The sequence below is a fragment of the Pseudoalteromonas citrea genome, from assembly GCF_000238375.3.
Classification (GTDB): Bacteria; Pseudomonadota; Gammaproteobacteria; order Enterobacterales; family Alteromonadaceae; genus Pseudoalteromonas; species Pseudoalteromonas citrea.
On record NZ_AHBZ03000027.1, the window covers coordinates 1,000,977 to 1,026,071 of the forward strand.

General features: G+C 41.7%; 25 protein-coding genes. 15 read left to right on the top strand and 10 right to left on the bottom strand.

Annotation, left to right across the window (positions count from 1 at the left end; genetic code table 11):
- Positions 1 to 92: 92 nt before the first annotated feature.
- The 4 genes from PCIT_RS22245 to PCIT_RS22260 form a co-directional block, all read right to left on the bottom strand.
- Positions 93 to 401, bottom strand: coding sequence for a hypothetical protein (locus PCIT_RS22245; protein ID WP_010368171.1), 309 nt, complete (start codon positions 399 to 401; stop codon positions 93 to 95).
- Between the two features lie 92 nt (positions 402 to 493).
- Positions 494 to 1,393: an NAD-dependent epimerase/dehydratase family protein gene (locus tag PCIT_RS22250; protein ID WP_010368172.1), complete on the bottom strand. Its 900-nt coding sequence runs from the start codon at positions 1,391 to 1,393 to the stop codon at positions 494 to 496.
- A 277-nt stretch (positions 1,394 to 1,670) separates the two neighbouring features.
- Positions 1,671 to 2,879 (bottom strand): IS256 family transposase, encoded by a 1,209-nt coding sequence (locus PCIT_RS22255; protein ID WP_192992771.1) that lies wholly within the window; start codon positions 2,877 to 2,879, stop codon positions 1,671 to 1,673.
- Between the two features lie 104 nt (positions 2,880 to 2,983).
- Positions 2,984 to 3,526, bottom strand: coding sequence for a hypothetical protein (locus tag PCIT_RS22260; RefSeq protein WP_010366468.1), 543 nt, complete (start codon positions 3,524 to 3,526; stop codon positions 2,984 to 2,986).
- Between the two features lie 140 nt (positions 3,527 to 3,666).
- Between PCIT_RS22260 and PCIT_RS22265 the strand changes: the two genes are divergently transcribed.
- The 9 genes from PCIT_RS22265 (at position 3,667) to PCIT_RS22305 (ending at position 11,556) form a co-directional block, all read left to right on the top strand.
- On the top strand, positions 3,667 to 4,155 hold the full coding sequence (locus PCIT_RS22265) for a hypothetical protein (RefSeq protein ID WP_010366470.1): 489 nt from the start codon (positions 3,667 to 3,669) through the stop codon (positions 4,153 to 4,155).
- Positions 4,152 to 4,568, top strand: coding sequence for a rhodanese-like domain-containing protein (locus PCIT_RS22270; RefSeq protein ID WP_010366471.1), 417 nt, complete (start codon positions 4,152 to 4,154; stop codon positions 4,566 to 4,568). The genes PCIT_RS22265 and PCIT_RS22270 overlap by 4 nt, the downstream gene beginning before the upstream one ends.
- A 109-nt stretch (positions 4,569 to 4,677) precedes the next feature.
- Entirely contained in the window at positions 4,678 to 5,892 is a 1,215-nt protein-coding gene (locus PCIT_RS22275) for a YncE family protein (RefSeq protein ID WP_157592856.1), read from the top strand.
- Between the two features lie 133 nt (positions 5,893 to 6,025).
- The gene (locus PCIT_RS22280) at positions 6,026 to 6,388 is read left to right on the top strand and encodes a hypothetical protein (RefSeq protein WP_010366475.1); all 363 of its coding nucleotides are present in this window, start codon (positions 6,026 to 6,028) and stop codon (positions 6,386 to 6,388) included.
- 41 nt (positions 6,389 to 6,429) lie between these two features.
- On the top strand, positions 6,430 to 8,187 hold the full coding sequence (locus PCIT_RS22285; protein ID WP_157592857.1) for a hypothetical protein: 1,758 nt from the start codon (positions 6,430 to 6,432) through the stop codon (positions 8,185 to 8,187).
- 225 nt (positions 8,188 to 8,412) lie between these two features.
- Positions 8,413 to 9,120, top strand: coding sequence for a hypothetical protein (locus tag PCIT_RS22290; protein ID WP_010366479.1), 708 nt, complete (start codon positions 8,413 to 8,415; stop codon positions 9,118 to 9,120).
- Positions 9,117 to 9,839 (top strand): SDR family NAD(P)-dependent oxidoreductase, encoded by a 723-nt coding sequence (locus PCIT_RS22295; RefSeq protein ID WP_010366480.1) that lies wholly within the window; start codon positions 9,117 to 9,119, stop codon positions 9,837 to 9,839. Before PCIT_RS22290 ends, PCIT_RS22295 begins: the two co-directional genes overlap by 4 nt.
- 13 nt (positions 9,840 to 9,852) lie before the next feature.
- Complete coding sequence (locus PCIT_RS22300) at positions 9,853 to 10,446, top strand: hypothetical protein (RefSeq protein WP_010366482.1); 594 nt, start codon at positions 9,853 to 9,855, stop codon at positions 10,444 to 10,446.
- Between the two features lie 39 nt (positions 10,447 to 10,485).
- A complete protein-coding gene (locus tag PCIT_RS22305) occupies positions 10,486 to 11,556 on the top strand; it encodes a helix-turn-helix transcriptional regulator (RefSeq protein WP_010366484.1) in 1,071 nt (356 codons plus the stop codon).
- An 81-nt stretch (positions 11,557 to 11,637) separates the two neighbouring features.
- On the opposite strand, the gene PCIT_RS22310 is transcribed toward PCIT_RS22305, so the two are convergent.
- Positions 11,638 to 12,324 carry a hypothetical protein gene (locus PCIT_RS22310; protein ID WP_010366486.1) on the bottom strand — a complete coding sequence of 229 codons (687 nt, stop codon included), beginning with the start codon at positions 12,322 to 12,324 and terminating at the stop codon, positions 11,638 to 11,640.
- A 199-nt stretch (positions 12,325 to 12,523) separates the two neighbouring features.
- Between PCIT_RS22310 and PCIT_RS22315 the strand changes: the two genes are divergently transcribed.
- The 3 genes from PCIT_RS22315 (at position 12,524) to PCIT_RS22325 (ending at position 14,592) form a co-directional block, all read left to right on the top strand.
- Positions 12,524 to 13,264: a dienelactone hydrolase family protein gene (locus PCIT_RS22315; RefSeq protein WP_010366488.1), complete on the top strand. Its 741-nt coding sequence runs from the start codon at positions 12,524 to 12,526 to the stop codon at positions 13,262 to 13,264.
- Positions 13,265 to 13,363: 99 nt separating this feature from the next.
- Positions 13,364 to 13,861, top strand: a complete 498-nt coding sequence (locus tag PCIT_RS22320) for a GNAT family N-acetyltransferase (RefSeq protein WP_010366491.1) — start codon at positions 13,364 to 13,366, stop codon at positions 13,859 to 13,861.
- 200 nt (positions 13,862 to 14,061) lie between these two features.
- Positions 14,062 to 14,592: a GNAT family N-acetyltransferase gene (locus PCIT_RS22325; protein ID WP_010366493.1), complete on the top strand. Its 531-nt coding sequence runs from the start codon at positions 14,062 to 14,064 to the stop codon at positions 14,590 to 14,592.
- A gap of 55 nt (positions 14,593 to 14,647) precedes the next feature.
- On the opposite strand, the gene PCIT_RS22330 is transcribed toward PCIT_RS22325, so the two are convergent.
- Genes PCIT_RS22330 through PCIT_RS22340 form a run of 3 tightly spaced genes read right to left on the bottom strand, consistent with a single transcriptional unit; the run spans position 14,648 to position 19,580 of the window.
- Positions 14,648 to 17,746 carry an efflux RND transporter permease subunit gene (locus PCIT_RS22330; RefSeq protein WP_010366496.1) on the bottom strand — a complete coding sequence of 1,033 codons (3,099 nt, stop codon included), beginning with the start codon at positions 17,744 to 17,746 and terminating at the stop codon, positions 14,648 to 14,650.
- On the bottom strand, positions 17,746 to 18,840 hold the full coding sequence (locus tag PCIT_RS22335) for an efflux RND transporter periplasmic adaptor subunit (RefSeq protein ID WP_010366498.1): 1,095 nt from the start codon (positions 18,838 to 18,840) through the stop codon (positions 17,746 to 17,748). Before PCIT_RS22335 ends, PCIT_RS22330 begins: the two co-directional genes overlap by 1 nt.
- A 14-nt stretch (positions 18,841 to 18,854) precedes the next feature.
- Positions 18,855 to 19,580, bottom strand: a complete 726-nt coding sequence (locus PCIT_RS22340; RefSeq protein WP_010366500.1) for a TetR/AcrR family transcriptional regulator — start codon at positions 19,578 to 19,580, stop codon at positions 18,855 to 18,857.
- A gap of 205 nt (positions 19,581 to 19,785) precedes the next feature.
- Here PCIT_RS22340 and PCIT_RS22345 point away from each other — a divergent pair, with 205 nt between their 5' ends.
- Positions 19,786 to 21,585, top strand: a complete 1,800-nt coding sequence (locus tag PCIT_RS22345; RefSeq protein ID WP_010366503.1) for an FAD-binding oxidoreductase — start codon at positions 19,786 to 19,788, stop codon at positions 21,583 to 21,585.
- A gap of 67 nt (positions 21,586 to 21,652) precedes the next feature.
- Here the strand turns inward: PCIT_RS22345 and PCIT_RS22350 are convergent, their stop codons facing one another.
- The gene (locus PCIT_RS22350) at positions 21,653 to 22,459 is read right to left on the bottom strand and encodes a DUF2145 domain-containing protein (protein ID WP_010366506.1); all 807 of its coding nucleotides are present in this window, start codon (positions 22,457 to 22,459) and stop codon (positions 21,653 to 21,655) included.
- Between the two features lie 26 nt (positions 22,460 to 22,485).
- Positions 22,486 to 22,836, bottom strand: a complete 351-nt coding sequence (locus PCIT_RS22355) for a hypothetical protein (protein ID WP_010366508.1) — start codon at positions 22,834 to 22,836, stop codon at positions 22,486 to 22,488.
- Positions 22,837 to 22,966: 130 nt separating this feature from the next.
- On the opposite strand from PCIT_RS22355, the gene PCIT_RS22360 reads away from it, so the two are divergent.
- Both PCIT_RS22360 and PCIT_RS22365 read left to right on the top strand, forming a co-directional pair.
- Positions 22,967 to 23,710: a helix-turn-helix domain-containing protein gene (locus PCIT_RS22360; protein WP_040697880.1), complete on the top strand. Its 744-nt coding sequence runs from the start codon at positions 22,967 to 22,969 to the stop codon at positions 23,708 to 23,710.
- A complete protein-coding gene (locus PCIT_RS22365; RefSeq protein WP_010366513.1) occupies positions 23,703 to 25,079 on the top strand; it encodes an alpha/beta hydrolase in 1,377 nt (458 codons plus the stop codon). The genes PCIT_RS22360 and PCIT_RS22365 overlap by 8 nt, the downstream gene beginning before the upstream one ends.
- Positions 25,080 to 25,095: the final 16 nt, after the last annotated feature.

Below are 25,095 nucleotides of genomic sequence, written 5' to 3' on the forward strand. Positions count from 1 at the left end.
TTAGGTACATTAGCTTAGTTCCCTTTTGATTGCCAGTGTTCCTTGAGGGCTGGTGTTATTTACAGATAAGAGCAATAAGTGGCATCAGCTGATTAGCTTTCAATAAACTCCCATGTATCAGCTCCATCGAAGTGGCGTATTTTAACGTCGTTGATTAACTTCTTTGACACCATTTTAAAGTTGACCGCCATTCTTTGTGGGTTACCTATTTTTGTTGGTCTGTAGTGAGTTGTGCAGCCGCACAGAGGGCAATGGTGAAACTCAATATATTTATCACCGTTGGAATACGACGTTGTACTTTCAGCGACGGCTTTGACGGTAATATTACTCGGATGGGTGCAGCCCCACAGTGCGCCTAATTTATGGTAAATTGAGTAATTGCATGATATGAGAGCGTTCACGGACGCGTTAAATATGACCGTAATAATTGCCACAGTGGCATTAGGAGGTATAGGGCATGATTTGCATTGCGTTGATGATTACGTTCCCTTATTTAGATGCGCTGTATCGTACTGGTAAAGTTCACTGGCGGCAATACTTCGGGCAGCTCGCTGTCGAGCATATCTATTACGCTTTGATAACCATATTTTGGCTGCCATTGTAGCTCTTTCTGCGCTAAAGCTGAGTCATAGACACGGTCTAGTGTGTTAGGCAAAGGCCAATGCCGCTGTGCAAATGTCTTTGCCAGATCAGGTGCCTTTTTTTGGAGCATATCACCCGCATTATGAAAAAGCGCAATGCAGTCACCTCGATCAAAAGGTGTATGGCCAGAAATAATATAGGTTCTAAAACCTGTTAACCTTGCTGTGATAGCACATGCGTGGGCGTGTGCAACATCGCGCACATCAATGCCGCGTGTTAAGCGATAAACGCTCATCAAGTTAGCAGGCTCGGGAAAGCATCTGGACATACGCAAGACGGTAATGGGTAGATTAAATAACTGAGAGATACGCTTGAGCTTATTTTCAGCTTTAATTTTTGAGGTATGATAAAGCGTTTTTGGTTGTGGCTGAGTGTGCTCATTTACCCAACCAGCCTGCCCTTGAGGGGTCGAGGCAAAGCCATACAGTGCTGTCGTGCTGGTAAACACGAAATGTTTAATATTTTGCTTTATGCCTTCTAATGCGAGTCGCTCAGTGGCGTCGATATTGGTTTGAATAAACTCTTGTTCCGTCGCCAGACCAACGTGGGGAGCATGTAAAGCGGCGCTATGAATAATGACATCAACGCCTTTAAGGGCGTGTATTATTTTGGGTGTATCTCGAATGTCAGCCACCATGTCGACAGTAGAGCAAGGCGTTGTATCAAGCCCAAACACAGCATGTTGTTGCATTAAGTTGATATAAATGGCACGTCCAACACGCCCGGCAGAACCAGTGATCAGTATTTTCAATATCGCCTCTGTGTAATCAATTGAAAGGTTTTTATTGCAGCTTAGAGCTATAACTTGGCCGTTTCTTTATTCGACCTAGGCTATTTTAATACTAGCCGGAGCTTTTTCAAAACGGTTAGGTGGGAGTGCAAATGCTAGTTGCTTTAATTGTAATGAAAGTACATGTTACAGCACCGCAGCTTTGAGGTTTTATCTATACTAATTTTATAGAGTATAAGAATAACAAGTTTGAACTCGAAAATTGACCCTGTAAATAATTCTGTGTAACTGCTCTTAGTTACAAGTATTCAGTTAGTCGGTCTTCAAACATAATCATAAAACGGTTTAGAGCTTGCTTCCAGTTATGAATAGGCATTGTCCACCTCTTGGAAGCATCCATTATCGCTAAGTACACCACCTTGCTAGCGGATTCATCTGTCGGGAACAGTTTACGTTTCTTGGTCGCTTTTCTGATCACACTGTTCAGAGATTCAATAGCATTTGTCGTGTAGATAGCTTTACGAATATCTTGAGGGTAGCTAAATAGAGTATTGAGATTATCCCAATGAGCCGTCCAGGAGCGGCTGATTTGAGGGTACTTTTCATCCCATTTATCACCAAAGTGCTCTAACGCCAACAGGGCTTCATCTTCCGTTGTTGCTTGATAGATTTCTTTTAAGTCAGCGGTAATTGCCTTGTAGTCTTTCCATGGGACGTATTTCATTGAGTTTCGCACCATGTGTACGATACAGAGCTGAATTTGAGTTTTTGGATAAACAGCGTTGATGGCATCAGGAAAGCCCTTCAGGCCATCTACACACGCGATGAGGATATCATTCACGCCTCGATTTTGAAGTTCGGTGAGCACGCTAAGCCAGAACTTCGCTCCTTCGGTTTCGGACATCCACATCCCAAGAAGTTCTTTCTGACCTTCCATATTTACGCCAAGTGCGAGATAAATGGCTTTGTTGATAACCTGTTTATTCTGGCGTACTTTCACGACGATGCAATCGAGATAAACGATGGGATAGACCGTATCAAGCGGGCGAGATTGCCACTCAACCACTTGTTCTAAAACAGCATCTGTAACTTTAGATATTAGACTGGCGGAGATATCCGCATCGTACATTTCTTTGAATGTTGCGACGATTTCACGGGTGGTCATTCCTTTGGCATATAGGCTTAAGATCTTGTCGTCCATCGATTGAAATCGGGTTTGATGTTTACGAACAAGCTTGGGTTCAAAGGACGCGTCACGGTCACGAGGGACTTCTAACTGGATCTCACCATCGTCTGTAATTAGGCGTTTAGATGAGTAGCCATTTCGACTGTTACTATCGTTAGTTGGTGAGTTTTTTTCGTAACCGAGGTGCTCATTAAGTTCAGCATTTAAGGCTGTCTCAACCGTCACCTTGGTTAACATTTTCCTAAAGTCATCAAGATCAGAAGGAGTCTTAATCGACTTAGCTGCTTCGCGAGCGAAGGCTTCTAGAGCTTTCTTATCCATATTGCTTATCCTCAGCCATTACTGGCTTAATTATAAGCAGATACACAATTTAAATTACAGGCTCCGAAAATTCGTTGTTATGTACATGCTCTCTGTGTATCAGCCTAGTTGCCGTTTTCCAATCGCTTCATTTCATCAATGATCATGTTTAACATCGCTTTCTTAACATCTGCTTGCTCGGTGAGTAACGCACTTTTTTGCTTCTCTAAACTTTGAATGACAACTTCATTGTTATTCTCTTGATATTCTTTCACGCCTCGGTGTGCAGTGACGTTTATATGATTGTTGCGTCCTTCATTTTCAGGTTGGGTACTTTTTTGAATATTAATTTCCGCAGTAGGTGTCTGTGGATTTTGCTTTAACTGGGTGATTTGCTTATTCACTATGTCTATTTGTCTTTGTAAGTCCTTATTGATGACTTCTAAGCCTTCATAGTGACTTTTGAAGTTGGCATTACCTTCTTTGTAGTCTTCAGCCATTGAATCTAAGTATTTTGAAAACGTGTAAGCTTGTTGTTCATCTTCGGCATCTTGCGGATCACCATCGGGAGGGAGTTGTTCTTTTTGTGTCTGTTCAGGTCTATTCTCGAGCGAATGACTTGTGATTCTTGGTACTACAAATGTCTGCGGTAGTGCGTTCGTTTTCATTTTTAATCCTTAAATATGAATGTATTTCCTATCGACTCATAGTATCGACTGGTTTGTTTATTTCTGAAGGTATTTCCTGACTATAATTCGTAAATTAAGGTGCTTCAGCTACGCTTTAAAGACAAAAAAGGAGGACTATTATGAGATGGTTTTTAATCGTTTTTAGTTGTTTATGTGCGTGTGGGGTATGGGCTAATTGTGATGACAAAGCATACCGAGAATTTGATTTTTGGCTGGGTGATTGGCAAGTATATACGCCTGATGGGAAATTAGCAGGGCGTAATGTAATTACGGCAGCTCATAATAAGTGTGTTATTAAAGAGCGTTATACTGGCTTATCTGGTTATAAAGGTGAAAGTATTGGCATTTATGATGTTACCAGAAAGTTGTGGCATCAAACTTGGGTAGATAACACGGGACTACTGTTACAACTGGAAGGCAACTTACAGGGCAATGTTATGGTACTAACGGGCTCTGATTTTGATAAAGAAGGCAATTATTTAGAAGAAAGAATCACTTGGACACCCAATGAGGATGGCAGTGTTCGGCAAGTGTGGAAAACAAAAATGCTTGATCAAAAGTGGCAGGTTATTTTTGACGGCTTATATATCAAAAAGGCAGAAAAATGAAATTAGTAACAACAAAAAATTGGATGCTGGTACTGTTTGGTATGCTTTTATTTAGTCTTATGGTTAGCACCTTAGTGCAAGCCAACATAACTCAGGTATCTCAACAAACACTGCTGAGGCAGCAAATGTCGTCAACCCCCTTTACAGTGATTGATGTAAGAACCGCACAAGAATATAACGCGGGGCACATTAAAGGTGCCATAAATATTCCGTTTGATCAAATTGCCCAACATCAAGCACAATTGAATGCGAAAAAAGGCTCTACTTTACTGGTTTATTGTCGGTCTGGCCGCAGAGCGGCTATTTTTGAAAAGCAATTACAAAAGCGTGGCTTTGATGTGAAGCATCTTACTGGAGACATGAACGGGTGGCTAGCTTCAGAGTTACCCATTATAAAAAATGCTATTCCTTAAGCTATTGGTTTTACTTTCTACCTGCCTTTTGAGATTTTAGTGGTGATTGATTTGGATGTTAAGCTTCTGTAATATAATGAATTTTTTTATAAAGCGGTTGATTAAAACAATGAAAAACACCCTACTTTTAAAGTGGCTATCATGTTTTTTATTCATCTTTGCTGGTATCTCTCAAGGGGCAGGTAATCAGCCGAGCAAAGTTAATAAAACACCAGCCGAAACGTACACTTCACAGTCTGTTTTTAACGACCACCTAGGCATATCAGGGTTAGATAACCCGCGTCAGCTTAGCATCTCAAAAGATGGAAAACAGGTGTTTGTGGTTAGTGGGGATGATAATGCGCTGAGTATATTTACTCGACAAAAAGGGGGGAGTCTCCAATTTAAGCAAGTCTTTAAAAATTCAGATAACCCAGCACTTAAGTTAGAGGGAGCATCTGATGTAATTAGCTTCAATAACGCAGAATTCATTGTTACAAGCAGCTTTTATGATGGTGCGGTATCTTTGTTTAAAAAAACAAAGGCGGGTCCTTATGAGTTTGTACATACACTGAGTGATAACTTAACACCAGATAGAGTATTTAAAGACCCAGCGCCTATTGGTAAGCTTGATACATTGCAGCTCCTTGGCGCGTGGGACCTATTTAAACTTGACCAACAGCGGTTTGCAGTTGCGAGTTATCAAAGTAACGCCATCAGCTTTTTTCAAATTAAGGATGGGCAACTCTCACCAGATGAAAACGTGAACAATGTAGTAAATGGGCACCGGTTTTCACGACCCTTAGCTATTCAATCGCTTGGCAGGGCTCCGGTATTTGACACTCTATTGGTATTAGGACATGAGAAGGCAGAGCTTACCGTTTTAAATCGAGCGTCAAATAAGAATTATAGTGTTGCCCAAGTATTTAATTTAAACAAGCATGGATGCGTGGGCCCGCAGGCAGTAAGTCAAGTTAATGCAACCAATCGTCTCTATGTTGCTTGTACTGGCAGTAATAACATCATTGTTTTAAGTGATTTGGGTAACCAAATAGGCAAGAAGCGCCTTGAACTTTTACAAACATTAAAAGCACCTAGTTTAAAAGGGATCAGCAGCTTGGCATTTACGCTGGATGGTAAAACAGGATATGGTGCGGCTGAAAGCGGTCGAGGTATTGTTGTTTTAAATACCGACTATAGAGGCAATTTAGAGATTAAAAAAACAATTTTGCACGCAGACCTTTTTGCTGTTTCGTCATTAACGTTATCGGATATAAATACGTTATTCGTAACCGCGGCGAAGCAAGATGCGGTATTCGTATTAGACGTATCAACACTGAACTAATGTAGTTTGCATAGTTCAATTAGTGGTGTGTCATATTAATTTCGTTTGCAATTTAGGCGCAAATAAATAAGCTATTAAATAACTAACATCACCTAATGAATATCTATAAAAAATAACGAAAGGGAATTGTAATATGCAAAAAATTAAAGCAGCTCTAGAGAAGTTAGACGACGCCCTGATTGATTTTTCTACTTTGTCTGTTGCGACTTATACCGGTGATATTTCAGTGGTATTGAAAGCCGATGATGGTACATCAATAAAGCTCAGTGAATTAGACTTTAATGATGTGTTACAAAAAGCGATTTCGGGGGCATCAGCATCGACCGAAGGCAAGATTGAGCTAGTTGCACTTAACGCGCACAAATTAGATGGTGATGGTATGGTCTTTCGCCAAAAAGACATCACGTCTGAGCTTGAAACTGCCCATAATGCGGCATTGAGTGCAGCGCGTGAAACCAGAGAAGGTTTGTTGGCATTGGTAAACGATGTATTTTAGCCAAGCAGTATGCGTGGTTGTTGCATTACAGCGTACCTAGTGTGAGTTCCGACTCTGTGTTCGAGTGCTATGAACAGGCTGAATCTAAGGTTGAGCAGGCACTTGAGCATCATTTATTGCCTGATTTCTCAGCGAATATGCTAGAGGGCAATACCGCATTGCTGCGTGGTCCATTGGGGCAAACGCTTTGTGACCGCTTATATCGTATGCAATATCTATCAGCCGAGCATCGCGCTGGTTTTACTAACATACAAGAGGCTTTAAGAGGGCAAACATCGCCATACTCAGGTGAGGTGAGTCAGTGGTTATCTTCTTTTTCAACCGCAGTAAAAACACTGCAAGCTGAAGCGGGTCTTCGTTGTGATGCGTGGTTTGGTCATAAGTCGTTTACAGTTCTACAGCAGGTGTATTCATTTGAAGCGCCCACCGAGTTAGAAGATTGGTTTTCAAAGCCAGCGTGTAACAAGTTTTTGAATCGCGCTATTTATGTTCGCTTACGTGCGTTAGGGCTTTTACCCGGTAAAACACGTCGCTTTTTTACAGAGCCAGCGGCGCATGATCTGCTTAACCAAGCTGTTGAAGCGGGCTTGGGGTATTGGCAACAGCTCTTATATTATTGGGGAGCGCTTGATCCTAGCATCCGTGTAACAAAACTGCATTTGCTCCAGTGGCTATTTGACACAGATGGCATTACACAGTTTTTAAACGATAAGGCTAACCAGCTCTTGGAACAACATAAACAGCTGACGCGACCGATTGTGTGGAATAATGCCGATAATGAGGTGTTTCCTGATGTGACGCCAGCTGAATTACCGAGATTGAGCTTACGCGTGATCATGGCACAGGCGCGCATAGAGGCGTGGTTAAACGGCTTTGGCAGCAAGCAAAGTGACTTTGCTAAAGGGGGAGATTTTTATCCTGGCGCGCCTATTGACGCCTATCGATATAGCGAATTCTTTAAACCAAGATATAAAACCCGATATACCAGTACTTTGCCTCGGTTACATCCTGAACTAAAGCGCGTTATTCGTTTGTGGGATGACTTTGAAAGAGTAAAGCATGGGACAGCTGACAAGCGACTCGTGCGAGAAACACATATCGCGCGGGCGATACAAAAAAAACAATTAACAGTAATAGGCATTGCATTGAGAACACTGCACTGTGTCTGTGAACTTGATAGTCTTCCCTTACAACAAACGCAATTAACGCCCACGATTAACCAACACTACGCGGCGCTATCAAAAGGTGAAAGAAACCCTGAATTGTGGCGCAAGCAAAGTATCGGTGCTGCTTGCCTTGATGGCTTAAAGCGTGCTTTTAAATGGTTATATAAAGCGGCTTCACGCGTCTTTTTTGCAATATCTGGTTTTGTGCAACGTGTGATACGCGTTGTTAAATCTGTGGCAATTCAGGGGATGACATTGCTAAGCCAAGTATCGGATATTGTTGGATCTGGTATTGAACTGCTGATAAATAAAGTGTTTGTAGATAATGACCATTTCAAAGTGGTAGGCGATCATGACTTTGACTTAACGACATTACGTAGCGCACAGTGCACTGAATCGCAAATGCGTGATGCCACTGTCTCGATGCAGCATCGGGCGAGGTTATTTAAAGTCGCATGTGGTCTGTTTCGAGTACTTTTATCCGTCTTTAAGGTAACGACTGGCGTGATCACTGGCAGAGCTTGGGAGGTGATTGACGGCGTATTACTCATGGCTAACTATTATCAGTCAATCACTGAGCAAGACAAACAAGATTTTCAACTTGCGCTACGTGAACATCATAAAGCCAGCTAGTTTTTGCTTGAGCCCCATAACTGCTTTATGCCTTTAAGCTAACAGCCCCTTTCTTGTTCTTACCTATACCATGTTATTTATAAAACCAGACAGTGCATGATTTGGTGAGCTTCTTTCTGGCCAGCTGCTTGACATCTTACTTATGTACATTGGCACATATATTCAATCATTATTTTTCCGGAGTCATTATTGTAAGGCCATACATTAATCAAGATAGTGGTCAACATGAGTAGCAATAGCAGTGAAAGTTTTCAGCAAGTTAAAGCCAGTGTAATAGATAAAAAACATCAAAGTGAACGTCCTATTTTTGAGTATGATATGAATATAGCGCGTTTACCTGAAGGGTTGTTAAGAGTAACACGGCAGTGGCGAGGGGCTGAGCAAACGATAGTAGCGAAAGAGGAAATCACTTGGTGCTCTACGCAAGGGCTGTTATATGGCGCGATGGCGCAACCACACTTAAATGAAAAGGGCTCACTAACTGTTACAAAGAGCAAAGCAACCTCGGTTTTACAAAGTGATAAAACAGGGCAAAAGTCAAAGCAAAAGCCACTAAAGTTTACTTCGCGCCCTTGTACCTTATTGAGTATACCATTTGAAATTTCCCATCATTGGCCTGCGCTAAAGCGCGGTGAAAAAGTATGCTTGGATTATATTGTAATGAAGGTTCAAGCACATACAAAAGTGACATTGCAAAAAAGAGAGACCATCGACCATACAGTGGTAAGTGTTACACCGAAAAACTGGTTTTGGCGAATGTTATTTGGGTCTACAGAGTATTACTTTGATCGTAATACACTGAAACTGCGTAAGAACATTGGGTTATTGGAACCAAGGGACCGAAATTTAAATGGCAAATATATCGAGTACTTAGGGCATGCTCAGTTGGAATCGCCTGTGGATTACGGGCGTATAAAGGAGTTTATAGCATGAGTACTACTGTGTTAATTACCGGAGGTACACGAGGGGTCGGAAAAGCGCTGGTGGACCTGTATTTACGTCATGGGTTTGAGGTGATCGCGACTGGGGCTTCCTCGACAAGTGTGGAACAAGCGAAAGTGAATTGTCCTGATGTGCAGTGGTACTGCTGTGATTTAACTCAGCGACAGGAGGTAAGTAACTTAGTCCAGCAGATTGGTACTCTGCCATTGAAGCTGGTTATTCATAATGCTGGTGTTCAGCAGAGCAGAGACTTTTTTCAACCCAAACGTGAACTGTTATCAATCGAGGATGAAACGGCAATTAATTTCACCTCGGTTATTACCTTAACCAAAAAACTGTTTAGCAATATCGAGCAGCAGTCAGGAACCTGGGTGTTTGTCACGTCAGGACTTGGCATTGCACCTAAACAAAGTTCACCAGTTTATTGTGCCAATAAAGCAGGACTAAGGGCCTTTTGTAAGTCGTTAAATGGTCAAGTCAAGCGCCATGCAAGCCGTGTAAAAGTATGTGAAGCAATACTCCCTTTGGTTGACACGGATATGACACGAGGTCGCGGTACTGGGAAAATTTCCGCGACGCAGGCTGCTCAAGAGATTTATGACGGAGTGAATAAAGCAAAGCCGGAAATACAGGTGGGAAAAGTCCGATTGCTCATGAGAGCACGTGCTCTTTTTCCTAACTTTATTGAAAACATCATGCTTAAATTATAAAAGGACACTTGTGATGGCTAGAATAACAGTATCAAAACGCGTACTTAATTGGATCGCTCGCCACGGAAAACGGCCGGTGGCTATACCTGCATTATCTTTATTGTCAGTAGGGGATTTTTTTATACCCGCTTTACCAACACAAACATCGGTGATGTTATTGGCGTGGTTACAGCCCAAAAAGGCATGGTTGATAGCGGTCTCATTTGCATTGGCTGCAGCTATAGGAAGCAGTTTTTTAGCCATTTTGGCTCTGATGTTAGATGATTATTTTAGTAGTTTAATACCAACTGCAGGTAAGAATGGTTATGAGCATTGGCAATGGCTTAAAGGCACTGTGCAAGAGTATGGACTAATTGCTTTACCTGTATTGTGTTTATTACCGACACCACCACGTACGTTGGTAGTATTGAGTATCTTATCCGGACTGTCGGTTAGTGCAGTGATTGCCATGGTCTTTATGGGGAAATTGGTGTGGTTTTTTGCGGTTGTTACGTTTGTTTGTATGGCACCGACATGGCTGAGTAAGGTCCCATGGATAGGTCAATATGTATCAAAACAGCGCCATCGAGCGTCAAGCGCAGTTACTACACGAAATATAAACACGTAAATTAGCATAATGACTATTTGTGTCAGGGAGAAAGTAGCTGTGCCAAATATAAAAGCGTCGACTATAAAAACGCAATCACTACCAGAGTCGCCCGCATTTGCGAGTCGTATGATGTTGAATATTTTGCGCTCAGGGCTTTCCAAGCTGAACTTAGCTATGGCAGCTGATGAAAATAAGGCAGTGTCTGCACACATTCCGCTTACTACCAAACAAAACTGGCTGAATGATGTTGCAGAGCTTTACGGTATAACGACACTAATGCGATTAGGCATAGGGGTCACGGAATTTACTGGATCACCAATAGGGCAAGCTCTGTTAATCAATAGCTCAGTGCACACTTTGATAAAGAAGTGGCAACGTTTAGAGCGCTATATTCATAGTCAACATTATATTACTGCAGAGTTTACATCGCACTATGTGAAAGTAAGTCACCGCTCAAATACAGAACACCCGCCTACATTAGCTGAAGACTTCGCTGTGCTAGGTGTTTTATGTGCATTGTTGCAGCAGGTTTCAGGTCACCCCATTTTATTATGTACGTCTGAAAGTGTGAGTTCGTGTGTACTTGAATTACCTGCAAATACGATTCGTGAGCAGTTTTTGGCTGAGTCGCATCCAGAGCTGAGTGATCAACGGAATTGGTATATACATTTTAAAACCGACGCGTTCGTTGCATCAAATATGGCAAAAAGTGATCAGCACTCGGCCGCTGGCTACTCGAGCGTCATGTCGCCAGCACATATGACGGCATCGAATTCGGTGGTACTGGCAAACTTAACGCAGGTAATAATGTCGTTGGGGCTTTTGGATATAGACTTACCTAAGGTTGCGAATGCCTTGGCATTGTCTGTAAGAACTTTGCAGCGCCGACTTAGCCAGTTGAATATGAAATTTTCCTCTATTGTGCAGGAAGTGAGGGTAGAACACGCTGGTGAATTATTATTGCAAGGGCAACTGGGGATCTCTGAAATAGGCTTTATATGTGGCTTTTCTGATCAGGCGCACTTTTCTCGGGTGTTTAAAGTGTGGACTGGGTTATCGCCAAAGCAGTACAGTGAATTTAAAAAAGCAGGCACTGGTGAAGAAAAGTTTTGCGACATAGCCGGTTAATATCTATTTCCATTAGAGAACGCATGAGAAGTACAGGGCATGCGACTCCGTGGAACCGCATGTGATTATGAAGTGTGACAATTACCATAAAATTGAGTCAATGATATGGCTGTTTAGCTTATAATTATTAACGTCACCCTTATATTCAAGATAAGCCATTTTGCCTTCTAGCCCTTGTGGCGCTGGTGTGATGCCTTTGTAATAGATCATTTTAGTGGCTGCTTTATTTAGATGTATCTCTACTGTATCCATAAAAAACCACATCCCAAATGATCCGGGACCAACTTCAAAGACAAGCGAGTCAGGGGTATCGCTTTTTAAAGCCACATTAAAAGGGGCGAGTTTTTTTGCTTTAAGAATAGGACCGTAGCAGGTGAGGGTTTTACCCGATTTCAAGGTGTTTAAATGGACACGGATAAATTCAGCAAACATTTCAGGTAAACACAGTTTTTCCTTTGACTTACGGCTTTCACGCCATGCGATTTTGCCGTTACTGGAATGAGCGACGACCTCTTCATGATCAATTATAAGTTTACCAATTTGTGCAGGGTGACCTTGTGACACAGTGACAGTGACTTGGTTTGTTTGTACATCAATGTCAGCGCTATACAGGGTTGTACTCTTTTGCTTTTGACTACTGTGTACAGAATATATTTTACCTGTGTCAGTTAGCTTGTGACTCATGTGTATATCTGCTTGATTCACATCGGCAGCATTTACGGTAAAGTGTGCGCTAAAAAATAGGCTGGAGCATAATAATTTGTTCATTGTTTGACTTATTTGTGTGACTAGTTGGATCACTATGATGGCAAGGTGGTCGAGTGAAAGATTGAAAATATATGCCATAACATCAAGATAAAAACTAAATTGGCCACATTATGGTGCTTTGAAGGCAAGCGATGTTACTTTTTAGTACTAAATCTATTACCCTTATTGGTAACTTTTTCTATTAAGATTAATTAGCTCTATGATTATTAGTAATCAAACTCACGATATCACAACACCCACAGGCATTATGCGCACTTACCATTATTCTCCTGTCGAGGGTGGCAATTACCCATGTATCATTTTCTATTCAGAGATTTTTCAACAAACAGCCCCAATAGCACGCTCAGCAGCGATTTTGGCAAGTCATGGTTTTCATGTACTTGTGCCCGAAGTGTTTCATGAGTTGAATCCAATTGGGACGGTACTTGCCTATGACGATGCAGGTAAAGACAAAGGCAATGAAGACAAATGGAGCAAGCAGTTAGAGCATCACGACAGTGATACGCAAGCGTTGATTGAGTTTGCACAGCAGCTTAACGGGTGTAATGGTAATGTCGGCGCGATGGGGGTGTGCATTGGTGGACATTTAGCTTATAGAGCAGCCTTAAACCCTACGATTAAAGCTGCGTTTTGTTTGTATGCAACCGATATTCATAGTGACTCGTTACCTGCGCAAATTGGTAATGGATCATTTGAAAGAATGAAAGACATACAAGGAGAAATCCATTTTGTATGGGGTAAGCAAGATCCACATGTACCTATGGAAGGGCGTTTGCGTATTTACACAGCTTGCCAACGAACAGGTATTAACTTCCATTGGCAGGAGGTAAATGCACAACATGCATTTATGCGTGATGAAGGTGACAGGTATGACGCAGCATTAGCGATTTCAATGTATCAGCAAGCAGTGACGTTATTTGGTAGGACACTCGCTTCATAACATAGCTATGAAGGTAAATGACTTATGTAATGTGGGCCATTCTAGAGGCTCACATTTTTTGATTACATATATAATGCGTTAGTGCAAAAGGAATTAAATGTGGGCAATATACGAGTGGCAACCCCAGAAGACTGTATCAATTTAGCTGCTTTGAGTGTGCTTGTATGGTTTGATACTTATGCACTTGAGGGCGTTCGTTCTGAGTATTCGAAGTATGCATTATCAACATTTACTGAAGCATATTTTTTAGACTTGTTAGCACGGTCTAACTATCAATGCCTTGTGTGCGAAAAGGATTCGACTCTACAAGGTTTTGTGTTGGTTAACTTAGAATCTCACTATGAAAATGAGGCTAATGGCTACGAAGTTGAGAAGTTATATATCCACAGGCTGCATAAGGGCCAAGGCATAGGTAAAGCGCTGCTAAATGATGTTGCACACCGATTTGGTGATGTGTTTTGGTTATATACTTGGGAAGAAAGTGACGCTAATTCATTTTATACACATATAGGGCTTACGTTAGCCGGGAGATATCAGTTTACTTTTTCACAGAGTGAAATAGTGAATAATGTGTATGTTTCTTATGCTAACAATTAATGTTTTATGACCGTATGCTTAGCCATACCAACTGCAAATTAAATTTATGCATTGCGACTTTCGTCGATAGTCTAAATACTTAGTACATGACGTGATACTTAGTACATGACGTGATACTTAGTACATGACGTGATACTTAGTACATGACGTGATCAGGATTCTACAGCCCTTTTAATATTACAGAGATAAGGATTATATTTATGAATATAAAGATAAGACCTTTTAGGTGCGATGATAGTGAAGGGTTTTATACCTCAGTATTCGAGTCTGTCGAACACCTTGGAGCTTGGCTCCCCTGGTGCCATGAAAATTATAGTTTAGATGAAGCCCAAATGTGGGTTCAATACAGTATTCAGCAATGGGAAAGTGGGGCTGAATATAATTTTGTAATTGAAGACCTTGATTCGCGAAAAATACTCGGTTCTGTGGCTATTAATCAAATGGTGCCAATGCATCGCTGTGGTAATTTGGGCTATTGGGTTACTAAATCAGCATTGGGGCAAGGAGTATGTGTTGCTGCAATTAAACAACTATTACACTACGCATTTACTGACCTAGGACTGCAAAGAATCGAAATACATGTACTTGAAGAGAATTACGCGAGCAATCGAGTAGCTGAAAAGTTAAACGCGACGTTTGAAGGAGTACAAAAAAATAAGCTGTTTTTCAAAGGTAAGCCTTATGCAGCCAAGTGTTATTCATTAATTCCCGCTGATATCGATATTGAGTGATTAAAGTAAAAAGCGACAGATGAATGTCGCTTTTTTATGACAGGTCACGGGTCAATTATAGCGCGGTAGATACAGGGCTGGCGGCCAGCGCTTGTTCTGTTTCTGATTCCCCTCGGTGATCCTTTGCGATCAGTTCGTATAATAATGGTAAAATGATTAAGGTAAAGAATGTGCCTATTATCATTCCAGCGACTAATATAATACCAATACTGTTGCGGGCTTCTGCACCTGCTCCAGAGACTAGAACGAGTGGAAAGTGCCCTAATACAGTTGCACCCGTCGTCATCAGTATTGGACGTAATCGTGTACTCGCAGCACCTTTTACAGCCTCTAATTTTGACTTACCTTCAAGCTGCAAATGATTTGCAAATTCGACGATTAAAATACCGTTTTTGGCAATTAAGCCGATGAGTGTGATCAGTCCAATCTGGCTATAAATATTGATGGTGGTTAATGCTAAAAAGGGCAGCATTAACGCACCTGATAGTGCCAGCGGTGCACAGCCTAGTACCACGACTAATGGGTCTCTAAAGCTGTTAAATTGAATTGTTAACACAAAATAGACAATGATCATAGAGACAAATAGCACACCCACCATGGTGTTACCCTCTTTGCGCAATTGACGTGATTCGCCCGCATAATCTATCGAGTAACCCGTTGGTAGTATGTCTGCGGCGATGTTTTCAACCGTCGCTAACCCTTGTTCTTTGGTAATGTGTGGTAATACACCCGCAAATATCCTAAATGATGCCTGTTGATTGAATGAACCCAGCACTCGAGGGCTGGTTGAGGTGTGCAAACTGGCAAAAGATGACACCGGAATAAGCGCTCCGTCACCGGTACGAATTTTCATATCTAGAATGTTTTCTGGGTTGTAGCGTTCACTATCGCCTACAATGGGAATAACACGAAATGCTTTACCATCTTTATTGAAGTAATTAACAAAGTTATTCGACATTAAGACGCTGAGCTGTTCATTTACTGACGCTAGGTTCAGACCTAAATCAGCGACTAGTTCTTTGTCTACTTTGAGCTCTGCTTGCGGTAAATCAATTTTTAAATCAGTGTTCACAAATAAGAAGTTACCACTGGCATTTGCCCTGGCTAATATTTCATCAGCATACTTTTTCAAGGTGATAGGGTCATCATTTGCGCGAACAACCATTTCTACATCAAATTGGCCTGCTGTTGGCAGTGATGCCGGTAAAATCGGAAACAAGCTCAACCCAGTAACACTGCCCAGCCGACCATATAAATCATAGAGTAAATCATGAACAGAGTGCTCACGTTCTTCAAATGGTGCGAGCTCTACACCACCAAACCCTGCGGCAGCAGTGACGATTTGCCAAGTAAATTTGCCCCCTTCAGTGGCATTCATGACTTCAGCGGTGTCATTCATTTTAGTTGAAGTATAGGCCTGAGAAGACTCTGGCGGTGCTTCAACCACAACTTGAATAGAGCTTTGATCTTCAATTGGTGCTAACTCTTGTTGTGACAGCATATAAAATGGCACGCTAAGCAGTGACAATACAACGGCAATAAATATCAGCTGAGGGCGCATAGTGAACAGTGTGTCTAACAGCTTGAAATAACGCTGTTGTAGGCGGTCAAAATAGCCATTTACGGCTTGTGTTAACTTTCCTTCACGGCCACCTTCAGGGCTCACATATGCACTCATGATTGGCGAGAGTGTCACGGCAACGATACCTGATATTAGAACCGCAATAGCCAATGTAAATGCAAACTCCCTAAACAGAAACCCAGTGAGTCCTGTTAAAAAACCGATTGGTGCATATACCGCCGCCAAAGTCAGCGTCATGGCAATCACCGGGACCAGCAATTGACGAGAGCTAATGAGTGCAGCTTGCAAGCGTGGTTTGCCATCACGCATGTGACGTGCAACGTTTTCGACGACGACGATGGCATCGTCCACCACTAATCCGACTGATAATACAATCGCGAGAATAGTTAATAAGTTGAGTGAAAAACCCATTAAAGAGATCACTGCAACGGCACCAAGAATAGAAATAGGAATGGTGATTAACGGCACCAATGCGGTTCTAAAAGATCCCATCATAGCGACAACTACGATACCTACCAGCAGCACAGTTTCAGCTAACGTAGTGAATATTTCTTTAATTGAATCGCGCATGTACAAGGTTCCATCATAGCCGATAGTGATTTGCATGCCGTGTGGAAGTTCTTGATTTAATTTGTCTAGTTTAGTGTAAAGTGCATCACCAATGTCAATCTCATTGGCGCCCGGCAATGGCCAGATGGCAAGGAATACGGTATCGGTAGCATCCAGCCGAGCCGTCACCATCCCCTCAGCTTCTCCTATTTCAATGTCAGCCACAGTGCCCAAACGTAATTGACTGCCGTTACTTTCTTTGATGACTAAATCTTCAAAATCAGACACTGTTTTTAATGTGGTATTCGCTAATAAATCGATACGTTGACGGTTATTTTCACTATAGCCTAATGTGGCTATAGTATTATTGCTTTGTAAGGCTGAAAAAATATCATTGGCACTTAAATCGTATATAGCTAACTTGTCACTGTCGAGCCAAATTCGCATGGCAGGGTTACGCCCGCCTTCCAATGTGACTTTTTGTACCCCGTTGATATCAGTCAGGCCCGGTACTACGTTGCGTACCAAATAATCACTGACTTCCCCTCTAGGAAGTGTCTGTGACTCCACGTTCAAATAGAATACGGCGTAAGGGCTATCAGCACGAATAATCTCTATGGCAGGGTCTTCTGCTCCTGTGGGGAGTTCAAACTTGATTTGACCGAGTCGTGTACTCATTTCAGCCAAAGCATCTGTGGTATTGTGATTAAGCTGTAACCATGCTGTCACTTTACTCAGCCCTGATGTAGTGACTGAATCAACATAATCTACCCCAGGTACTGATGACACAACCCGTTCGATTGGCTCCGTGACATAGCCTTTCACGACATCGGCTGCTGCGCCGGTATAAACGGTATTAATGACTAAAGAGGCGCTTTCAATTTTTGGGTATTGTTGTATCGAAATTTTATTTGCAGCATTGAGGCCCGCGAGTATTATCAGTAGTGATAACACGATGGAAAGGACTGGTCGCTGAACAAATATATCCATTATTGATGATTTGTTTTCATGCAATGCACTCATTACTCCTCCTCAAGCACAAGGCTATCTGGTGCTTGCGTATAAACAAGCAGTTGATCTTTTAGTTTAAATGCGCCTTCTGTCGCAATAAACTCATCACCTTTTAGTCCATGGGTGATCAACTGCATATCACCCTGACGTGCACCTAACTCCACTTGAATTGAACGAGCACGCCAATTGTTGCTGTCATCCTGGTCCAATGAAAAGACGAAAGCGCCAAGTTGGTTTCGAGCAATGGCATTGGTTGGTACTGCAAACATAGGGATACTTGGCGTCGATACTACGACAGAGACCATTTGATTGTGGTGCAATTGTAATTGGCTATTGTCTAACTCTGCACGATAAGCAAGCTGGCGTGCCGCAATATCAATAGCGGAATTTTTTGCGATGATGGTTGCTGCTATGCGTTGGTTACCTGCGATAAGATTCACAGAAACGTTATCACCAACGGCTAATTGAGGCAGTGTTTGTGGTAGCTTAAAATCTACCCAAATTTTTTCATCTTGTGCAATTAAAGAGGTAAGTTGGGTATTTACATCAAGGAATTGGCCACTTTGATAGTTAGTGAGCCCCAACATACCAGAAAAGGGCGCTCTAATAATTTTCTTGTCTATTATCGCTTTTAAGTTAGCGATTTGTGCTTTTGCTATGGCCACATCGGCTTGTGCTTGATCCACTTGGTCTGGACTAACGCGTTTTTGTGCGAGCAACTTAGATAAACGTGAAAAAGTAGATTCAGCCAAAGTTAACTTGGCTTGTTCAGCCAGTAAATTGGCTTGCTCTATGCGGGTATCTAATTCAAAGAGTACGTGGTTTTTTTCGACAAAATCGCCAGGTTGAAAGTGAACTTTAACGATAAGCCCGGGGTATTCGTTATGTATGTCAATGGCACGCTTGGCTTGTAATTGGCCAATGACTTTACTGGTCTCGCTATAATTGCGCTGTTCCACGTAGCTTGATTTTACCGAAGCCGACGGTTCAGGAAATGACTCGCCAAAAGCGATAGCAGCTTGTATTTGGTTAAATTTAATAAAACCAAGTGCAAAAATAATAGTAACAATAATTATAACTGATGCTACCCAACGTTTAATATTCATGGTTCATCCTTAAATTAGCGTAAATTAATGTCAGTAAGCGTATTTATGAGTGCTTGAACTGACTTTTCATTGAGGGGTTTTTGCCATGGGTAACTATTTAGAAATCGTATAGAGCTACGAATAATAGGATCGTTTTCGGTTAGCGGGTCCATTAATGAATCTGTTCCTTCTCCGATTTGTTTGATTTGCTTGACGCGTTGTACTTGGTCATACCCGACACACATTGCCCACGATCCCAAAATGATTTCTTCAATGGCATGAGATAAATTGAGCTCTCCGATTAATTCTCCTGAATTGATCCCTTCTGTTAATGCCAACTTAAAGGATTGTTCGCATGCATTGTTTGCGATAATCATTTTCTCGGTCCAAATACTTGAAGCGCGGCTAATAACTGCCTCATTCGTTGCGTATGATAAAAGATCATTATCAAACTCAAAAAACTGTAGTTTTTTAGGTGAAATTAATGCAATTGCCAGAATTTTTTCAGGGGTTGTAATCGGGAGTGCTAGCACTTGATTAAAGGTATTACAGATGTGAACAAAAGTACTATGTGCAAGTGCCAAAATAATGTCTTCTTTGGATTGCACATGTTTGTAAACAGATCCCATGGAAAGGCCCGCGGTCCTTGCCACTTTTGCCATTGTAAAGTCCATTACAGACGATGCTTGTATACATTCTTCTGCCGCATCAAGGATCATTTCAAGTTGCTTTTGGTGACTGTATTTTGGAGCTGGCGCCATTTTTACCTCTATTCAAGTTTATTAATAACCGCATTCGAATGATGTTCGAATGCGGTTATTCTAAATTTTTACTCCGACTTGTCAAGCTTTCTTAATTGCACGTTAGCGGCTACTTTTAAGCAAAGAAATATAAGTTAGTGTGCGCGCCAGTTGTTATTCATGGTGTGGGTCATCTAGCTATTTTGCCTATGAAGGAATAAATAACATGCAAAGTGAAGAAAATAAAATCCAAAAATTAGTCAACACCTTAAGCGAGCATTTAGATCGCTCAGCCATACCTGAAAGCCCAGACCCAGAGCAACAACGAAATCAAATACAAGCTGTGTTTGCCAATACAGTGAATAACTTCCAGTTGTTTTATCAGCAAGCTTTAGAGCGCGGGTTTAGTAAACAACGTTTGCTGAGCCAAACGCACAATGGGCTAAGTAATGTGGCGGGACTCAATAATTATCAAACTGAGGCGATGGTATTTAATACGCGTTTTCAAGCGCACCCATTCGCGATTGCATTATGTGACTCAACCGAAGAAGTACAGTTAATTTATAAGCTCGCCATAGAACACAATTTACCAGTGAGAGTGCGCTCTGGCGGGCATGATCATGAAGGGGAGTGCAGTGGCAGCAATACTATTTTGATTGATGTCAGCCGTATTAAGCAATTCAGTTATGATAACGACACTGAAGTCGCGACCATTGGTGCAGGGTACCGCTTTTATCAGTTGACCCCCAAACTGGCTGATTTGGGTCGAATGATTGCCCACGGAACCTGTGCGACGGTCGGGCTCACAGGATTTATTCAAGGAGGAGGTTGGGGACCTTGGACTCGTAAGTATGGGATGTGTTGTGAATATTTAATGGGCGCAACGGTGGTGCTTGGCGATGGTGAAATTGCGCAGGTAAGTGAAAAGAATCACAGTGAAATACTGTGGGCGTTGCGTGGCGGTGGCGGCATGAGTTGGGGTATTGTCACCGAGCTGCAAGTAAAAACATTTGCCTTACCGGATGAACTACACCGCTTTGAAATTACTTGGAATAAACTGACGAAAAAAGATCCCAATATTGAAGAGTGTGTGCCTTTACAAGATTGCCCGACTATCGATATTTTAACGACTTGGGAGGAAGCCATAAAATCAACTGAAGCCCCTTATTTACTCGGTACCAATCTGAAAATAAATGCGATTGCAAAAACGCCCTATTCAGATCTCGCGCAACTATATCACCCTTGTACAATGTTTGGTTATTGGGAGGGAACTAAAGAAGCGTTAGATAGTTATATTCTCACCACGTTTGTGAACCCAATGCAGGGGAGACCATTAATTAGTTCTGCTAAAGTAGGGGGAAGAAGGTTGATCAGCAATCAAAGCAATAGCGCACAATACGAATACGATCATGCATTACTCAGCCATTGGGCCCGAGAGAGCATTGCCGACCATAGTACATTGCTTCACTCTATTTTAGGCCAACATGGGCAAGGATTTGCTCCTGACTATGATGCACCGGCTCCACATAAAATAACTTCTAAACTGGTTGAACCCACAGGGTTGACAACGTGTGGCTATGAACAATTATTAGCAACGCTGACGTCTGATTTAATTCAAAGCGAAAATAATGGGCTCGGTTTATTTAGTTATGTCACTTTAGGTGCAATTATTGGCGACTATTATCAGCAGCGAGATGAGAACAAGGCATCGCTCGGCGTTGCATTTCCTTATCAAGACTGCTTATATACGATTCAATATCAAACCTGGTGGAATGAAGAACTCAAAGATAAGATTGAGCAACAAAACAATGCTGTGTATGTTGATACCAACCGCGCGATGGATTGGATTGCAGAGAGTCGTAGCTCTGAGATAGAGGGGGCTTATGGCGCATTTATTAGCTTTAAAGACGCCTCAATCCCAACGCCTGTGTATTTTCAGCAAAATTATGAGCGACTGGTGATGATTAAGAAAGAGTATATTCGCGACCAATACAATCATTTACGCACGCGTAAAACGATTATTTAGTACGACGAATGTACCTCCCTTTCATAGTATCAACCTATCACTCTATGAAAGGGGTGGTTAAATGCTGTCATGATGATGACAGTAAGGGGACTGTCTTTTTCTGCTCAAAAATCACGGCGCTGTCTAATAAATCATACTCTTTTAAATAGTTAGCAATACTTGTGAAGCTAGCCGTTGCAACTTTTTCAGGATGATCATCGGTACTGAGCCCATCAGCAAACCAATTACCCAAAGCAAGTTTAAATCGGCTTACTGCCACCGGCTGTGCTTTGAAATAGGCCGTGGTATTTACTTTGAGCTTTGCCATATTATCCGTTTGGTATATAGCTGCATTTATAACGTTCAATGTGTGCTCTGTGCAATTTTGATATTGGTTGTTAAATGGATTAGCGATGAGTGAGTATTTGGGGTTATGGACTGTTTTGTTTTGTCCGTGGTGAATCGCCATGATTAGTTTTTGTTGTAATACTGGTGTCGGGATCACAATTCCTGCCTTTAATGCATGGGCTCCCCAGAAGAAATCTACTGGATAATCAGTGACTAATTGACTTACATTGGCATCACCTGCTTTTTGATACAAGTTATGAATAGCATAACCATTTACCTTGTTGCCATCCTCTAGTTCTATTTGTGAGTAGATGGCGATGGCTGTATGGGTAAAGTGAAAGCCTGCTGGCAATTTCTCTTTTGGCTGACCAAGCCGAGCAATAATAAAAGCGCGAGCACCTTGTTCAGCGGCGTAGTGTTTAACACTTTTAGCAAATGCAGTGATTGTTGCAGCATCAAATTGAGGCGCTTGTTGTTGCTCACTTCCAGCTTGCGCAAAGAACGAGTATGCAAGTATAGCGTATGAAATCATGACTCTTTTATACATGTAACCTCCAAAAAGATAAAAATAGATTATTCGTCTTTGTTACCGATCATCTCATTTGGTGCCCTATCGGCAGTAATTGTAATGTGTGTGATGTGCAGAGGTGTATTGTGTTGAACGGGTTCTTGATGAGTTTGCCCACTGGCAACATCGAGCAATACCTCAGCTGCGGCATGCGATGCTGAGGCAGTGCTCCCAGCAACCAGCAATGGTACGGCTAAAACGCCACTTGCTACTTGTGCAGATGCAACTGAACTATGGCCCAATGCCAATACAGAGTATTTACTGGCTTGACTGCTATTGTCAGATGCAGACTCTGCGACAACAGTTAATGAAGAAAAAGTACACGCAAGGCCTAACATTTTTAGTTGCTTATTCATTTATATATCCCTTTAATTAAGTTGTCACTAACTTAAATTAGGGTATCAAAAAGGTAAACTGCTGTGCTTGATGTATTATAAAAAACAACTTAAGGTATACAAAAAATATACTTGTATGGATAAACATGACATGAGTCAGATAGCGTTAGTCAGTGACACTTTAAAGTCGGTACTCAAACAGCATAAGTTGACGTACAAGGATATTGCCGTGCATCTAGATATGAGTGAAGCTAATATTAAGCGTATTTTTGCTAATCAAAGCTTCACGTTACAGCGCCTGGAACAGATCTGTAATTTGTTGCAAATGAATTTGTCTGACTTATTTGCCATTTCTGAGAAGCAACAAAATCAATTGACACAGCTTACATTAGAACAAGAGCAAGAGCTGATAGATAACCCAAAACTGCTTTTGGTAGCGGTATGCGCCCGAGATGCATGGGACTTTGACGACATCATAAAATATTACGACCTTGATCAATTTGAATTGATCCGATTATTCGCGCGTTTAGATAAAATAAAGTTGATTCAGCTATTACCGAATAATCATTATAAATTGCTTATAGCGCAGGACTTTCGGTGGCTGAAGAATGGTCCACTGGAACGCTTTATGGAGCAGGAAGTGCTGCACCGTTTCATGGCTAGCAAGTTTGATGAGCCTAATAGCTTTCGTTTTTATTTACGTGGCAGGTATTCACAGTCCTCTATTGAAATTATTCAACGCAAGCTTAATCAGCTTACCAAAGAGTCAGCTATTTTAAATCAGGAAGACGCAAATTTGCCTTTGCATGCGCGAAAGCATATGGGCTTGTTATTTGCCATGCGGCCATGGGAGCCATCTTTATTTGAACAATTTAAAAGGAACAGCAATGAATAGCCTATCTAGGGCCATGATTTTCATGGGATCTTTGTTTGTGTCAGGGGGAAGCCTGGCGCTTCCTCACAAAAATGTAGAAGACTGTGTATCAATTAACCAGCATGTTACGAAGGCTGAGGCTGTTGCAGAAAAAGGCCGTTATCGACAGACCTTGACGATAACAGACGAATTTGACTTCTCAACACAAGGGGCCTTTTCAGAGTATATTGCACATCAACGAAAAAAAATCTTAGCTGAGAACCCGAAAGCGCATTTACCGTGCCCAATAACCACGCCAATTAGCGAGCAATTATACGGAGAGCGAGACCTCAAGGTTCTTGACTTAATTGCGCCATTTCAGATTGAACCGCGTATGCAGACTCAAGGGAATACGGAGAAAAAGCACGATACGCGCGGGGTACTATTGATCCATGGTTTAACTGATTCACCTTTCATATTTCATGATTTAGCCTCATCATTTTTAAAGCAAGGCATTACGGTACGTACTTTACTGTTACCAGGCCATGGTACTGCGCCATCAGCTTTGGTTGATGTATCACACGCGCAGTGGCGAGCTGCCACTGAATACGGTGTGCAATCGATGCTGGAAGACTTTGACACGGTGTATTTAGGGGGCTTTTCAACAGGAGGTGCTTTATTAATTGACTATTTAAACCAGCAAAGCATTAGCTTAGAACAAAAAGCGCAGATAAAAGGCCTTCTGTTATGGTCACCAGCGAGTCAAGCTAAGGCGAGTATGGCATGGGCAGCAGAATATGTGGCTTGGTTCAAAGATTATATGGATGAAAGTACAGACAGTGATTTTGCCAAATATGAATCTTTTCCATTCAATGCGGCAGCACAAATATACTCTTTGATGCAGCGTATTCAGCCTGCTAATTTAACTGATACGCCTGATATTCCTTTGTTCGTTGTAGCATCTGACGTTGATCAAACCATTGAGACAAAAAGTACCTTACGTTTGCTTGAACATTGGCATAACAAAAGCATGCGTAAAACACAGTATAAAGATACCCTGATTTATTATACTGATAAGGTACAAAAGCCAGTTTTATCTATTTCAATCAATATGATAGAACCTGAATCATGTACACGTGGTGACTATTGTGATGCGCTTATAGGTATTGCACACACCGCGCTTACTAATGCACCAAATAATCAACACTATGGCTGGGAAGGGGTTTATCGAAACTGCGAGCATGTATTTGGCACAGAGTATTATCGAACATGTAAAACGACGCAGAGCCCAATGATAGGTGAAACGACAGCTCAAGCATTGCAGGCCTATCCTGCAATGCAGCGTCTAACTTTCAATCCGTACTTTGATCATATGGTTGATGCGTTGGCGCGTTTTATCGCAAGTAAATAATTAAGTATAGTTTTAC

Coding starts and splice junctions, on each gene's coding strand:
- PCIT_RS22255 (WP_192992771.1), bottom strand. CDS start 2,879: ATGGATAAGAAAGCTCTAGAAGCCTTCGCTCGCGAAGCAGCTAAGTCG.
- PCIT_RS22260 (WP_010366468.1), bottom strand. CDS start 3,526: ATGAAAACGAACGCACTACCGCAGACATTTGTAGTACCAAGAATCACA.
- PCIT_RS22265 (WP_010366470.1), top strand. CDS start 3,667: ATGAGATGGTTTTTAATCGTTTTTAGTTGTTTATGTGCGTGTGGGGTA.
- PCIT_RS22270 (WP_010366471.1), top strand. CDS start 4,152: ATGAAATTAGTAACAACAAAAAATTGGATGCTGGTACTGTTTGGTATG.
- PCIT_RS22275 (WP_157592856.1), top strand. CDS start 4,678: ATGAAAAACACCCTACTTTTAAAGTGGCTATCATGTTTTTTATTCATC.
- PCIT_RS22280 (WP_010366475.1), top strand. CDS start 6,026: ATGCAAAAAATTAAAGCAGCTCTAGAGAAGTTAGACGACGCCCTGATT.
- PCIT_RS22290 (WP_010366479.1), top strand. CDS start 8,413: ATGAGTAGCAATAGCAGTGAAAGTTTTCAGCAAGTTAAAGCCAGTGTA.
- PCIT_RS22295 (WP_010366480.1), top strand. CDS start 9,117: ATGAGTACTACTGTGTTAATTACCGGAGGTACACGAGGGGTCGGAAAA.
- PCIT_RS22300 (WP_010366482.1), top strand. CDS start 9,853: ATGGCTAGAATAACAGTATCAAAACGCGTACTTAATTGGATCGCTCGC.
- PCIT_RS22310 (WP_010366486.1), bottom strand. CDS start 12,324: ATGAACAAATTATTATGCTCCAGCCTATTTTTTAGCGCACACTTTACC.
- PCIT_RS22315 (WP_010366488.1), top strand. CDS start 12,524: ATGATTATTAGTAATCAAACTCACGATATCACAACACCCACAGGCATT.
- PCIT_RS22325 (WP_010366493.1), top strand. CDS start 14,062: ATGAATATAAAGATAAGACCTTTTAGGTGCGATGATAGTGAAGGGTTT.
- PCIT_RS22330 (WP_010366496.1), bottom strand. CDS start 17,746: ATGAGTGCATTGCATGAAAACAAATCATCAATAATGGATATATTTGTT.
- PCIT_RS22335 (WP_010366498.1), bottom strand. CDS start 18,840: ATGAATATTAAACGTTGGGTAGCATCAGTTATAATTATTGTTACTATT.
- PCIT_RS22340 (WP_010366500.1), bottom strand. CDS start 19,580: ATGGCGCCAGCTCCAAAATACAGTCACCAAAAGCAACTTGAAATGATC.
- PCIT_RS22345 (WP_010366503.1), top strand. CDS start 19,786: ATGCAAAGTGAAGAAAATAAAATCCAAAAATTAGTCAACACCTTAAGC.
- PCIT_RS22350 (WP_010366506.1), bottom strand. CDS start 22,459: ATGTATAAAAGAGTCATGATTTCATACGCTATACTTGCATACTCGTTC.
- PCIT_RS22355 (WP_010366508.1), bottom strand. CDS start 22,836: ATGAATAAGCAACTAAAAATGTTAGGCCTTGCGTGTACTTTTTCTTCA.
- PCIT_RS22360 (WP_040697880.1), top strand. CDS start 22,967: ATGAGTCAGATAGCGTTAGTCAGTGACACTTTAAAGTCGGTACTCAAA.
- PCIT_RS22365 (WP_010366513.1), top strand. CDS start 23,703: ATGAATAGCCTATCTAGGGCCATGATTTTCATGGGATCTTTGTTTGTG.